Origin of the sequence: Limnohabitans sp. (assembly GCF_031538885.1) — a bacterium.
Classification (GTDB): Bacteria; Pseudomonadota; Gammaproteobacteria; order Burkholderiales; family Burkholderiaceae_C; genus Limnohabitans.
The window spans coordinates 1-12,768 of the sequence record NZ_JAVKLW010000039.1 but is presented as its reverse complement, the minus strand read 5'-3'; the positions used below and the strand labels follow the sequence as shown (position 1 = coordinate 12,768).

General features: G+C 58.8%; 9 protein-coding genes and 1 pseudogene. 5 read left to right on the top strand and 5 right to left on the bottom strand.

The features are described from left to right. Positions 1–377: 377 nt before the first annotated feature. Positions 378–4,883: a putative Ig domain-containing protein gene (locus tag RMS03_RS02475; RefSeq protein ID WP_310625531.1), complete on the top strand. Its 4,506-nt coding sequence runs from the start codon at positions 378–380 to the stop codon at positions 4,881–4,883. Positions 4,884–4,895: 12 nt separating this feature from the next. Here the strand turns inward: RMS03_RS02475 and RMS03_RS02470 are convergent, their stop codons facing one another. The 3 genes from RMS03_RS02470 to lplT are packed head-to-tail and all read right to left on the bottom strand — an operon-like array spanning position 4,896 to position 7,699. Continuing rightward, complete coding sequence (locus RMS03_RS02470; protein WP_310625530.1) at positions 4,896–5,387, bottom strand: glutathione peroxidase; 492 nt, start codon at positions 5,385–5,387, stop codon at positions 4,896–4,898. Positions 5,388–5,442: 55 nt separating this feature from the next. Beyond that, on the bottom strand, positions 5,443–6,384 hold the full coding sequence (locus RMS03_RS02465) for a DMT family transporter (protein ID WP_310625529.1): 942 nt from the start codon (positions 6,382–6,384) through the stop codon (positions 5,443–5,445). A 7-nt stretch (positions 6,385–6,391) separates the two neighbouring features. Then, positions 6,392–7,699: a lysophospholipid transporter LplT gene (lplT, locus tag RMS03_RS02460; RefSeq protein WP_310625528.1), complete on the bottom strand. Its 1,308-nt coding sequence runs from the start codon at positions 7,697–7,699 to the stop codon at positions 6,392–6,394. 99 nt (positions 7,700–7,798) lie between these two features. Between lplT and alr the strand changes: the two genes are divergently transcribed. Further along, positions 7,799–8,926: an alanine racemase gene (gene alr, locus RMS03_RS02455; protein ID WP_310625527.1), complete on the top strand. Its 1,128-nt coding sequence runs from the start codon at positions 7,799–7,801 to the stop codon at positions 8,924–8,926. An 11-nt stretch (positions 8,927–8,937) separates the two neighbouring features. Here alr and RMS03_RS02450 read toward each other — a convergent pair whose 3' ends face one another. Further along, positions 8,938–9,750, bottom strand: coding sequence for an aldolase/citrate lyase family protein (locus RMS03_RS02450; protein ID WP_310625526.1), 813 nt, complete (start codon positions 9,748–9,750; stop codon positions 8,938–8,940). 185 nt (positions 9,751–9,935) lie between these two features. Here RMS03_RS02450 and RMS03_RS02445 point away from each other — a divergent pair, with 185 nt between their 5' ends. From RMS03_RS02445 to RMS03_RS02435, 3 genes and pseudogenes are all read left to right on the top strand, one after another. Continuing rightward, positions 9,936–10,778, top strand: coding sequence for a site-specific DNA-methyltransferase (locus RMS03_RS02445; protein WP_310625525.1), 843 nt, complete (start codon positions 9,936–9,938; stop codon positions 10,776–10,778). Between the two features lie 103 nt (positions 10,779–10,881). After that, positions 10,882–12,255, top strand: coding sequence for a DNA repair protein RadA (gene radA / locus RMS03_RS02440; protein WP_310625524.1), 1,374 nt, complete (start codon positions 10,882–10,884; stop codon positions 12,253–12,255). Between the two features lie 134 nt (positions 12,256–12,389). Further along, positions 12,390–12,593, top strand: a pseudogene (locus RMS03_RS02435) (metallopeptidase TldD-related protein); the annotation flags it as partial. 40 nt (positions 12,594–12,633) lie between these two features. Here the strand turns inward: RMS03_RS02435 and RMS03_RS02430 are convergent. After that, positions 12,634–12,768, bottom strand: a 135-nt coding sequence (locus tag RMS03_RS02430) for an IS3 family transposase (protein ID WP_310625532.1), incomplete at its 5' end; no start/stop codon positions are given.

The window sequence follows — 12,768 nt, the reverse complement described above, 5'->3', positions numbered from 1 at the left end:
TTTGGTATCGTTCTTCTCGGCTGAGGTGCTTGTACATTGGGCAACTTCGACTTGGCGGTTAAAGCGGCCATGATGCTCTCGCATCCTCAGCCACCTATAACCAGTTCATCTTTGTTGCACTTCGTCCTTGAATCCGCCTTGCTAAAAACGGCAACACGCCAGACACAGACGACGCATGGGCTGACCAAGCCCTAGTCACCCTCGCCCAAACCGAGGCACAACAGCCGAGCACCAGCAGCACCTACACAACGCCTGTTGCCGCAGCAGCCGAAGCAGCCAGTACAGCGGAAAGCACCAAGCTTGCCGCCGCCACAGACGGTGTTGCCAGTACCACAAGCACCGTCATCGGCAGTCTGTGGGGTTGGCCCGCGGGGGCCTTGGGCGCGGGCGCTGCTGCGCTATCGCAAGCTGTGCGTAGCTCAGCTGATGCGGCGGTTGCGCCCGCAGCAGGCAGCGTCAGCGGCACACTCACCCTGGGGCCTTTGGTCAAAGGCAACAATGTGACCATCAAAATCTACGACGCGAAGGGCACCCTCCTAGGTGAAGACGCAGTCAAGGCCGATGGCTCCTTCACTGTGACGCTCAGCAAAGCCCCCGCAACAGGCGTTATTCGTGCAGATGCCGTGGGCGGCGTATCTGACGGCAAAGCAGACTATGTGGGTGAAGACAAACAGCTCACAGAATTTGTTGGCACCGTCAGCGCCGTCACTACCTTTACAAACGGCGCAGCAAGCGTCGTCAACATCACGCACATCACCGACTTGCTGGCCCGTAAATTGGCGCCAACCCTCAGCAACATCACACCAGAGCAAATCAAAGTCACCAGTGCCGCCTTTGCAAAAGCCTTGAACCTCGGTGACGGCACCAAGCCGTTAGAGCAAATTGCGCCCAAACCCACGGTGGCAGTAGCCGCCGATGGCGTCTCTGTTGCCACGACGGCGCCTGTTGCAGACCTCTATGGCCAAGCGCTTAAAGCGGTCTTTGAGCAAATCAAAACCGCAAGCACTGGCGCAGCCACCCCTGAAGCAAAAGCTGCTGCCGCGGCTGGCGTCCTCGACAAACTGGCGGCTACTGTCGATGTGACTGTGCCCACCACAACAGGCGCCGCCAGCGCCGCCCCTGCCGTCGTTGTCAAACCTAGCACCACCGACAACACAGGCCTAGGCGAAACCATCCTCGCCGCCAAAATTGCTAACTACGCGCAAGACACCAGCCAAACAGCCAACGCTCCTAAAGCCGCAGACTACCAAGCCGCAGGCATTGGCGTGAAAGACGAAACCGCCGCCAAAGCCATCAGCGACGCAGCCGTAGCAGCGGTGAATACACCTACCGCCACAGGCGCCACCGCCACGCCGCTGGTAGACGCCGTCGTCAAAGCCGTCCAAGAAAAAGTTGCCTCAATCAACCACGCACCCACTGGCGGTGTCACCATCAGCGGCACTCCTGCCCAGGGGCAGACCTTGACCGCCGCCAACACCTTGGCCGATACAGACGGCATCCCCGCCAGCGGTGCAGGCGCCCTCAGCTACCAGTGGCAAGCAGGCGGTGTGGATATCAGCGGCGCTACAGCCAGCACCCTCACCCTCACCCAAGCGCAGGTGGGTAAAACCATTACCGTCAAAGCCAGCTACACCGACAACGGCGGTGCTAGCGAAAGCGTTGCCACCAGCGCCACCAGCGCCGTTGCCGCCACCTCCACCCAGCCCCCGGCCCCCGGCCAACCCCTCAACCAAGCCCCGCACGGCGCAGACAAAACCATCGCTGCGACGGAGGACGTGGCCTACACCTTCGGCGTCGCTGACTTTGGCTTTGCCGATGCTGCAGGGCAGAGTAACGCACTTAAAACCGTCATCATCACGCAGTTGCCTACCCTAGGCAGTTTGAAGCTGGACGGCACTGACGTGACAGCGCCGCGAAGCTTTACACCCGCAGAGCTAGCGAAACTCACCTACACAGCCGCGCCTAACGCCAATGGCAGCGGCTACGCCACCCTCAAGTTCAAAGTGCAAGACGACGGTGGCACAGGGGGTGGCGGTGCAGACACATCAGTCGCAGACAACACCCTCACCCTCAACGTGGCAGCGGCCAACGATAGGCCCACGGTCAAAGCCAGCATCGCTGCGATCAACGCCCCGGCTAACACAGCCATTACGGACATCAACTTGGCCGACAAGTTCACCGATGTGGAAGACACCACACTCACTTACACGCTCAAAGACGGCAGCAACTTGCCCGCAGGCCTGACGCTCAGCAACGGCAAGATCACAGGCACGCCCACGGCGGCTACCAGTGGTGCCGTCCACATCACGGTCGTTGCCAAAGACAGTGGCGACTTGACCGTAGAGCAAACTTTTGATGTCACGGTGCTCGACACCGTGGCACTGCCGCCTGTTATGGCCTTATCTACCACCAGCGACCCAGATGGCGATCACAAAGTAAGTAGCAATAGCTTCACCCTCACGGGCACGGCGGAGAAAGGTGCGACGGTCACGGTGAAAAGTGGTACCACGGTGCTGGGCACGGCGGCGGCTTCGACAGCCGATGGCACGTGGTCGCTCGACGTGACGGCCCAGGTGGTGGTGAAAGGCTTGGCCCATGCCACGGGGCCTAGCAGCGCCAACGGCACGTACCACTTGTTGAGCACTGAACAGGTGGCCGCCTTGACAGCTTTCAGCAACGACTTTGCGCCCATGGGCACAACGCAGCTAGAGACCAGCAAACCCGTGTACGCCTACACCACTGGTGGGGTGACGTGGTACTTGTGGTCGCGTGTGGGCAGCGGCTATCACATCTCGCAACAAAACAGCACGGGCGAGTGGTACTGGGAGCAGAGCGCGTCATCCACAACAGCACTGGTGCCCGAGGCGGTGACGAGCTGGATGCGCAGCGATGTCAAGGCCTCTGATGTGATGACCGATGTGACGACCAACGGCGCAGCCGCAATCCACGCCGTGGCACAAACAAGCGTGGGCCTTGACAACATCAGCGGCTACAGCACCACACCGCACAGCTACACCGCCAAGCAAGAGGACGTGTCGCACAACACCAGTGAGGCCAGTACGCCCCTTGAGGTCACGGTCACCGCAGGCGTAGCTGCCCCCGCAGCACCAGCCGCCCCCACTATCCCTGCTCCACCCGCGATTGACACGGCCGTGCCCGCTTGGATTTCGGCTTCGGCTTATCAGGTGGAAACACCTGCGGCAGCTACGCTGGCCAATCCTGGTAGCTACGCCCAAGGCATGGGCAGCATCATCAGCAATGATGTGGGCCTAGACGGTAAGCCTGCTTATGCGTCCATGTCATCTTGGCTGGACATGACCGATAACACGAACACGCAGCGTAAAACAGGGGCGAGTATGACAGCGCCGTTGGCGTTGAGTTTTGCTTTCCAAGACCCAGGCGCGCTTTACAAAGACACCCGTAATGTAGAGCACACCACGCAAACGGGCATGGGTTACACAGCGTATGAGAAGGCTTTTGTGCGCAGCGTGTTTGACCAGTTTGCAGGGGTCAGCAATGTGGTGTTTACCGAAAATCAATCGCAAGCCTACCTCGGTGCGGATTTGCGCATGTTCAAGGGTACGGGCGCTGAGTATGGCGTTCCCGAGTCGGTGATGGGCTTTGCGGTGCAACCGACGGCGCTTGATGCGAAGGCGAGCGATACGTATGGCAACCTGTTCTTGGTGACGGATGCACAGGCCTATCCACACGACGGAACGGCTTTCTCAACAGCGTATGGCGCAGAGAAGTCCACCGTGACGCACGAGCTGGGCCATGCCATGGGCTTGGACCATCCGTTCAAGGCCGATACACAGACGCTGCATTGGTTTGGCGACACCGTAGGTTTGGATACCAACCGTTTGGGCACACAAACAGGCGGCTCGTACGACAACCCGCAGACCGATGCGCCGCAGGAAACCATCATGACTTACCTGTCGCCGTTTGGCGGTGTGATTCCTGCGTTGATGGCTAATGGCGGCGCGGCCCCAAAGGCCACCGAGCGCTATTCGCCCATTGACTTAGGGGTGTACGACATCGCGGCTTTGCAACATTTGTATGGTGCGAACATGAGCCACAAAACAGGAGACGACACCTACAGTTTTGACAGCAATACCCCCGTGTTCACCGCCATTTGGGATGCAAGAGGCAGCGACACTTTGAAGCAAGTCGGCGACCTAGGGGCGGTGATTGATTTGCGCGGTGGTGAGCACATGAGTCGCATGGGGCTGTTCACCAGCTTCAGCGCGAGTTTCTCGAAAGCAGGGTTTGAGGATACGTTCAAGATCAGCGGCATCAAGCCGACGGTCAATGATGTGTACGGCACCTATACGGATAATGGCGGCGTTGAGCATCACGTAGGGTTGGTGCGCCAATCGGGTGACACTTACACCTATTACGCCGACCCCACGATGCCCGCTGACCGTGATGTGACTCTCAAGGCAGATTTGGATTTCGGTGTGTACAACGATCAACTTCCTGCTAATGCGTTGCACCGCGAGTTCGGCAGTGTGAACAACGTCGGTGTGCCCGACGCCAGCATGGCCTACAACATCGGCATCGCGTTTGGCGTGGTCATCGAAAACGCGATTGGCGGCGACGGCAACGATGTGATCTGGGGCAACGCCGCCGCCAACACCATCACCACAGGTGCAGGCAACGATGTGGTGAAGTACGACACAGCAGCCAACATCAACGGCGACACGATCACCGACTTCTCGTCGTACGACAAGCTCAACATCGCCGCACTAAACTTGACGGAGGCTGGTTTGACTTGGGACAGTGCCATACACAAGCTTACCCATGTGGATAGCACAACCCCCGCAAACTCGTGGGCGCTGACGATTCAGGGCACGTTCAGCACCTCACAAGTGATCTATGCGTAACCCGATGGCGATTTAATTTGCGCTGGCTAATGCGGCTTCAATGTCGGAGGCTAACTTCGCTGGCGCATCCATCGACGCATAGCGTTTGAGTACCTGCCCGTCTTTGCCAACCAAAAATTTGGTGAAGTTCCATTTGATCGCTTCGCTGCCCAACACGCCCGGCGCTGCGGACTTGAGCCATTGGAAAAGCGGGTGGGCGCTGTCGCCGTTGACGTCTACTTTTTCCATCATCGCAAAGCTCACGCCGTAGTTGCGTTGACAGAACGCGCCAATCTCGGCGTTGCTGCCCGGGTCTTGTGCGCCAAACTGGTTGCACGGAAAACCGATGACGGTGAGCCCTTGGTTGCCATAGCGTTTGTGCAGCGCTTCTAGCCCTTCGAATTGCGGCGTGAACCCGCAGGCACTGGCGGTGTTGACGATGAGCAGCACTCGGCCTTGCAGGTCGGCAAAGTTCAAGGGTGTGCCGCCAATGCGCTGGGCGGTGAAGTCGGTCAGAGCGGTCATGTGAAAAGCCTTTCAAAGCAAGTGCGCATGCGTCAAGGCCTTGCAGCTTTGCGCATCAAACGGGGTCTGTGTGGGTGTCGGTATGGGCCTGCGATGCCAGCAGCGCAGCCAACACAATCATGCCGCCACCCAGGCCGATGCGCCACGTCAGCGCCGAAGCCCCTAGTGCCACCGAGGACACGCTGGCAAACACCACTTCCGACATCATCACCATCGCCGTGGTGTGTGCGCTCAACCGTGCGGCGCCGTATTGCAGCGCGAAGTTCGACACCAAGAAAGCCGCACTCAAACCCAACACCCACGGGGCCCATGTGCTGGCTTGTTGCATCAAGGTCGCGTCGCTCGCCCAAGGGGCAGGCAGTTGCAGTGCGGGTATCACGCCCGCTCCCGTGGCGAGGGCCGCACACAAAATGGCCATCACCGCGCCGCCGCCAAACATGGCCACCATGCGGGCCGACTCGGGGGTGTGCTGCAAGCGCAGCAGCCAGATGTTGGTGAGTGCAAAGCAAAACCCACTGAGCAAGGCCAGCATGTCCGACAAATCTTGTGGCAAGGGCCATGGTGAGTCCGGTGTTTTCAACACCAACACCACGCCTAGCAAGGCCAGCCCCAAGCGTGCCAGCGCCCCGCGTGTGGGCCGCTCCTTCAGCAGCCACCACGCCAGCAGCAAGGCCCAGGTGGGCATCAAATAAAACAGCAACACCACACGCACCACATCGCCCGTGGTCACTGCCCAGTTGAAGCCCACATTGGTCAGGCCCGACGCCACCATCAGCCACCACAGTTGTGGGTGGGGTTGGAAGTGCCGCCAGCTGGTTGGGAAGACCACAAGCAGGGCTACCGCCGCCAAGCTAAACACACAGGCCGTGGTCCACAAGGGGTGAAGTCCGTGCGCGTCGAGTTGGCGCAGCGGCCACCAAGACAGGCCCCACACCAACGCATTGAGGGCCAGTGCCAACATGGCGGCCAGCACGGGGCGCGTTATCGGGCCAGACATGGGCGACTTAGCCGTGCAAGTCGTCGTTGCGGGCGATGTGCATCAAGCGCGTCAGCTCTTCGCGGTGGTGCGCGTGGTTGTGCTGATGCCACAGCTTGATGAGCCACATCACGAAACCCACCAACACACCAAATGTCGTGATGGCGCCAAAGGCGCTCAGGCCCATGCCGGTGCTGAAGGTGTACAAAAAGCCAAGGCCTAAGATGCACAACTGCTCGTTCAAGTTTTGCACCGCGATGGAGCGGCCCGCGCCCATCAGGTTATGACCACGGTGTTGCAGCAGTGCGTTCATCGGAACCACCAAGAACCCACCTAAGCCACCCAAGACGATGAGGAAGGGCACCGCCAACCACAGGTTGTCGACGAAGTTCATCGCCACCACAAAGACGCCCATGGCAATGCCCAAAGGCATGAGGCGGGGCGCGTGGTCAAGGCGCATCTTCATGGATGCGACCACCGCCCCGACGGCTGTGCCAATCGCGACCACGCCCACCAAGCTCGACGCTTGTGTGGTGCTGTAGCCCAAGGCGGCCGCGCTCCAAGCCAACACGATGTAGCGCAAGTTGCCGCTCACGCCCCAGAACAAGGTGGTCGTTGCGAGCGAGATTTGACCCAGCTTGTCGTGCCACAAACGTTGGTTGCAGTGCCAGAAGTCAGGCAGCAGCGCCCACAGGTTGCGGGCCATGGTTTTGTCGGGCTCCAAGCGCATGGGGATCAATGCCGCGCCGGTGTAGGGAATGCGGGTGTTGAACCAAGCTGCCAAGGCGTACAGAGGAATCAACAAACAGATCGCCGCTTCAGCCGAGGTGTCTACACCGGTGGTGACGAAGGGCAAGTCAAACGACAATAGAAAGACCGACAAGTGTGGGCCAACGAGTTGACCACCCAACAGCACGCCCAAGATAATGGAGGTGATGGTCAAGCCTTCAATCCAGCCGTTGGCTTTGACCAACTGAGAGGCTGGGAGCAACTCGGTCAAGATGCCGTACTTCGCGGGTGAGTAAGCTGCCGCGCCCAAGCCCACGACTGCATAGGCCAGCAAGGGATGTACGCCAAACAACATCATCAAGCAGCCCACCACTTTGATGGAGTTGCTCATCAGCATCACCTCGCCCTTGGGTCGCGAGTCGGCAAACGCGCCCACAAACGGCGCCAGCACGACATAGAACAGGGCAAACATCGGCACCAAGGCGGCGCGTTGCCACTCGGCGGTGCCACTCGCTTTCAGTAATTCAACGGCTGTGACAAACAGGGCGTTGTCGGCCAACGAACTGAAAAACTGGGCCGACATGATGGTGTAAAAACCGCGCTTCATAGATGGGTCTGGCAACTGGCAGCGTGCTGCGCGTGTGCTGATGCTTCTTTCTTCTGTGTCTAACCAAGGTTATATCACGCGGGTGCCACAATATTGGCCATGCCCCGTCCGATTCAAGCTTTTGTTCATACCGACGCGCTGCGTCACAACTTGACCCGCATGCGCACCGCCGCACCCGATGCCCGTGTGTGGGCGGTGGTCAAGGCCAATGCCTATGGTCACGGCATTGAGCGCGTGTTTGAAGGTTTGCGTGCGGCAGATGGCTTTGCTTTGTTGGACTTGGACGAGGCGCAACGCCTACGCAGCTTGGGCTGGCGCGGCCCTGTGCTGTTGCTCGAAGGCGTATTTGAAGCACGCGACTTGGAGTTGTGCTCGCGCTTAGACCTGTGGCACACCGTGCATTGCGACGAACAAATCGACATGCTCAGTCGTCACAAAACCCAAGTGCCCCATCGCATTTTTCTCAAAATGAACAGCGGCATGAACCGCTTGGGCTTCACGCCCACACGCTTTCGTTCGGCGTGGACGCGGCTGAACCAATTGCCGCAAGTGGATGAGATTTCCCTCATCACCCATTTCAGCGATGCCGACGGTGCCAAAGGCATTGCTGCACAAATGGCGGTCTTCACCGAAACGACCCAAGACTTGCCCGGCGAACGCAGCACCTGCAACAGTGCCGGCTTGTTACGCCACGCCCGTGATCCCACCGCCGCCGCCGACTGGGTGCGTCCCGGCATCGCCTTGTATGGCAGTGCGCCAGATTTTCCAGAGCGCACCATCGCGCAGTGGGAGGTGCAACCCACGATGAGCTTGCGCAGCCACATCATCGCGACGCAAGACCTGCAAGCTGGTGACACCGTGGGGTATGGCTCGTCATTCAAAGCCGATGCGCCAATGCGCATCGGGGTGGTCGCATGTGGCTATGCCGATGGCTATCCGCGCCACTGTCCCACAGGCACGCCTGTGTTGGTCGACGGTGTGCGCACTCGCACCTTGGGCTGCGTGAGCATGGACATGCTGGCCGTGTACCTAGGCCCGTGTGACGCAGCGGGTCATGTAGCTGGTCGTTCGGTGGGCTATGGCAGTGAGGTTACGTTGTGGGGCAAGGCCAGTGCCGCGTGCGGCAGCACCGTGCTGCCGATTGACGAGGTGGCCCAAGCCGCAGGCACGGTGGGCTATGAGCTGATGTGTGCGGCGTCAGCTCGCGTGGGCTTCACGCAAGACTGAGCCGTCGCAACTCAATAAGGGCCTTTGCTAGCCGCTACTTCGGCCAAACCCTCTTTGTATTTGGCGGCCAAGGCAGCCGTTTGGCGCGACAAAATCATGCTGTCCACACCCACCGCCACAAACAAGGCACCTAAAGACAGGTACTGACGCACGAGTGCTTCATCCCCCATCAAGATGCCCGGTGCTTTGCCTGCTTGGCGAATGCGCGCGATGGCGTCCACGATGGCTGCTTGCACCTCGGGGTGCATGGGGTTGCCGATGTGCCCCATCGAGGCCGACAAGTCGGCAGGACCAATGAATACACCGTCCACACCGGGCGTGGCGGCGATGGCATCGAGGTTGTTCAGCGCCTCACGGGTTTCAGCTTGCACCAGCACGCAGACCTGATCGTTGGCTTCTTTGCCGTAGTTGGGGTAGCGGCCCCAACGCGAGGCGCGTGTGCCGGCCATGCCGCGTATGCCGCCGTGTCCATCGTCTTGCGGGTAGTGGCAAGCTTTCACAATCGCGGCGGCTTGCTCGGCGGTGTCCACCATGGGCACCAGCACGGTGGTGGCACCAATGTCCAGCACTTGCTTCAACAACGCCGGCGCATCATGTGGCACGCGCACCACGGGGTGTGCGTTGGGATAAGCCGCGATCACTTGCAGCTGTGCCAGCAAGGTGGTCAAGTCGTTGGGGCCGTGTTCGCCGTCCACCACCAACCAGTCAAATCCAGCGCCCGCACAAATATCGGTCGTCACGGTATTGCCCAGGCCCATCCATAAACCGATTCGTGGTTGTTGCTGGTGTAACGCTTGTTTGAATCGATTGGCAGGGGTTTGCATGGCAGGAGCTTTCACGGCGTGTTGAACAAATGTGCCAACGATTGTGGACGCGAATTGCGGGCGGCGGCTTTGTCCCTGAGCCGTTTGCCAGAAATTGCCTCGTGGTGCCTAGCCAACAAAACTGACTCTTTATACAGTACAATTTCTAATCCGCTCTCTCACCTGATTTCGAAAGGCTTGTTTTTATGTCGTACATCGCTAAAAACGCATCGCTGTTGGTCGACGAAAGTGATTTGTCTTTTGGCTCGCTAGCGTTGCCTAAGAAAGAGTTGACGGTTTCAATTGTGAATGAGGACGTGCTCGCCTTTCTTCGTGACTTACCTGCGGCGAGTGTGGACTTGATCGTCACCGACCCGGCCTATTCGGGAATGAACCAACACTTGGCGCTTGGCAAAGGGCGCATCGTTGGGAAGTACAGCGACAAGGGTGGTAGCGGAAAGTGGTTTGAAGAGTTTCACGATACGGCTGAAAACTACCAAATTTTTTTAACTGAGTGCGCACGTGTTCTTAAGCCGGATCGCCACATTTTTTTGATGCTTGACAGTTACTCCATGCTCTCTTTAGGGGCGATGGTTCGTGAAGCGTTTAATGTCAAAAACGTCATCACGTGGGACAAGGTCAACATTGGGATGGGGCATTACTTCAGGCGGCAAACGGAATTTATATTGTTTGCTTGCAAAGGCAAAAGACCCATCACGCGCAAAGACATTCCCGATATTTGGCGAATCAAGCGGCTCCATGCTGCGCAGTATCCAACACAAAAACCGGTCGAACTTTTTGAGGCCATGATTGCTTCTAGTAAGCAGACAACCGAAACCGATTTCGTGGTGTGTGACCCCTTCACGGGGTCAGGTAGCTCAGCGATTGCCGCATTGAGACAAGGCGCTCATTTCATGGGGTGTGATATCTCGAAGGAGGCCATTAAATTAGCCACCAAAAGAGTGGCTACTTACAAAAAAACAGGCGTTGACTGCTTACAGTCCAAGCCAGCGTTTGATCCTGCGATGCAGAAAAATTTTTGGACATGAGCGTGTCGCGAACAGCGCTGTCGAGGGCTTGGTTTTTCCCGACCTCGCCGCGTTCGCCTTATAAATTACACGATGCCATCCGCGTTGGAGCAGTGAACTAGCCATGGCCAAAGAAAAAACCCAATACACCTGCACCGACTGTGGCGGCATCACCGCCAAATGGCTGGGCAAATGCCCGAGTTGCAACGCGTGGAACACGCTGATTGAAACCGCCGTGGACAGCAGTGGCCCTGCCAAAAACCGCTATGCCGGCATGGCCGCGTTGGCCCCCGCCTCCGAAGTGGCGGTGCTCGCAGACATCGAGGCGCAAGACGTGGCCCGCACCCCCACGGGCCAAGAGGAGTTGGACCGCGTGCTGGGCGGCGGCATGGTGCAAGGCGGTGTGGTGCTGATTGGCGGCGACCCCGGCATTGGCAAATCCACCTTGATTTTGCAAGCCATGAACGGCCTGCAACGCACAGGCATGCGTACCTTGTATGTGACGGGCGAGGAGTCCGCCGCACAGGTGGCCTTGCGCTCGCGTCGCCTAGGCCTAGACCACAGCCAAGTGCAAGTGCTGGCTGAAACGCAGCTTGAAAAAGTGCTGGCCACCGTCGACAAATTGCAGCCCGATGTGATGGTGATGGACTCCATCCAAACTGTCTACTCCGACCAACTCACCAGCGCCCCCGGCTCGGTGGCTCAAGTGCGTGAATGTGCGGCGCACCTCACGCGCATGGCCAAGTCCACAGGCACGGCGGTGGTGTTGGTGGGCCATGTCACCAAAGAAGGCGCCCTGGCTGGCCCCCGTGTGCTGGAGCACATGGTGGACACCGTGCTGTACTTTGAAGGCGACACCCATTCCACTTATCGACTGGTGCGGGCCATCAAAAACCGCTTCGGTGCGGTAAGTGAAATTGGCGTGTTCGCCATGACCGAAAAAGGCCTGAAGGGGGTGAGCAACCCCAGCGCCATTTTCCTGAGCCAACACGCCGAGCCCGTGCCAGGTAGCTGCGTGTTGGTGACGCTTGAAGGCACGCGCCCTATGTTGGTGGAAATCCAAGCCTTGGTGGACACGGGCGGCCCATCGCCGCGCCGCCTGAGCGTGGGTTTGGACCGCGACCGCTTGGCCATGCTGCTGGCCGTGCTGCACCGTCACGCCGGTGTGGCTTGCATGGACCAAGACGTGTTTGTCAACGCCGTGGGGGGCGTGCGCATCAGCGAACCCGCGGCTGACTTGGCGGTGTTGTTGTCTATCCAAAGCAGCTTGCGTGGCAAGCCACTGCCGCAAGGCTTCATTGCCTTTGGCGAAGTGGGCTTAGCGGGCGAGGTGCGCCCTGCGCCGCGCGGCCAAGAGCGCTTGAAAGAGGCCGCCAAGTTGGGCTTCACCGTGGCCGTCATCCCCAAAGCCAACGCACCCAAAAAGCCTATCCCTGGCATGACCGTGCATGCGGTGGAGCGGGTGGATGAGGCGATCGGTTTGGTGCGAGGTCTTTAAGCCAGCGCCATAGCGACGGTCTTTGAGTTCGATCTTGCTGACCGTGAAGGTGTTGTCCGTCAAATAGCCTTTGGTTTTCACTTCGCCAATGGTGATGGGCTGATGTTCATCTCAGTGTGCAGCCCACATTCAGACAAAGCGCAGACGACCTTGATGCCATGCTGAAAAAACTAGGCACAGGTTTGTTTGCGATTGAACTCATGGGACAAGGCGTGAACTACGTGACGGGCGACTACTCACGTGGCGCTAGTGGCTTTTGGGTGGAAAACGGGCGCATTGCGTATCCCGTGCAAGAGATCACCATTGCGGGCAATATGAAAGACATGTTCCAAGGCATTCTGAACCTGCCCCTGTTGGACGTACCTCTTAGCTAGTCAATTATGCGGCCTTCAATAGCTGTGCCGCGTTCCAGCTTTTCTCAAACTGCATCGGGCTGACATAGCCCAATGTAGAGTGAATTCTGCGGTGGTTGTAGAACGTCATCCAGTCAATCACCTCGTCCATGGCCTGCCG

What these genes read in the sequence shown, in the direction of transcription:
- RMS03_RS02470 (WP_310625530.1), bottom strand. Translation starts at nt 5,387, where the DNA reads ATGACCGCTCTGACCGACTTCACCGCCCAGCGCATTGGCGGCACACCC.
- RMS03_RS02450 (WP_310625526.1), bottom strand. Translation starts at nt 9,750, where the DNA reads ATGCAAACCCCTGCCAATCGATTCAAACAAGCGTTACACCAGCAACAA.
- RMS03_RS02445 (WP_310625525.1), top strand. Translation starts at nt 9,936, where the DNA reads ATGTCGTACATCGCTAAAAACGCATCGCTGTTGGTCGACGAAAGTGAT.
- RMS03_RS02465 (WP_310625529.1), bottom strand. Translation starts at nt 6,384, where the DNA reads ATGTCTGGCCCGATAACGCGCCCCGTGCTGGCCGCCATGTTGGCACTG.
- radA (WP_310625524.1), top strand. Translation starts at nt 10,882, where the DNA reads ATGGCCAAAGAAAAAACCCAATACACCTGCACCGACTGTGGCGGCATC.
- alr (WP_310625527.1), top strand. Translation starts at nt 7,799, where the DNA reads ATGCCCCGTCCGATTCAAGCTTTTGTTCATACCGACGCGCTGCGTCAC.
- lplT (WP_310625528.1), bottom strand. Translation starts at nt 7,699, where the DNA reads ATGAAGCGCGGTTTTTACACCATCATGTCGGCCCAGTTTTTCAGTTCG.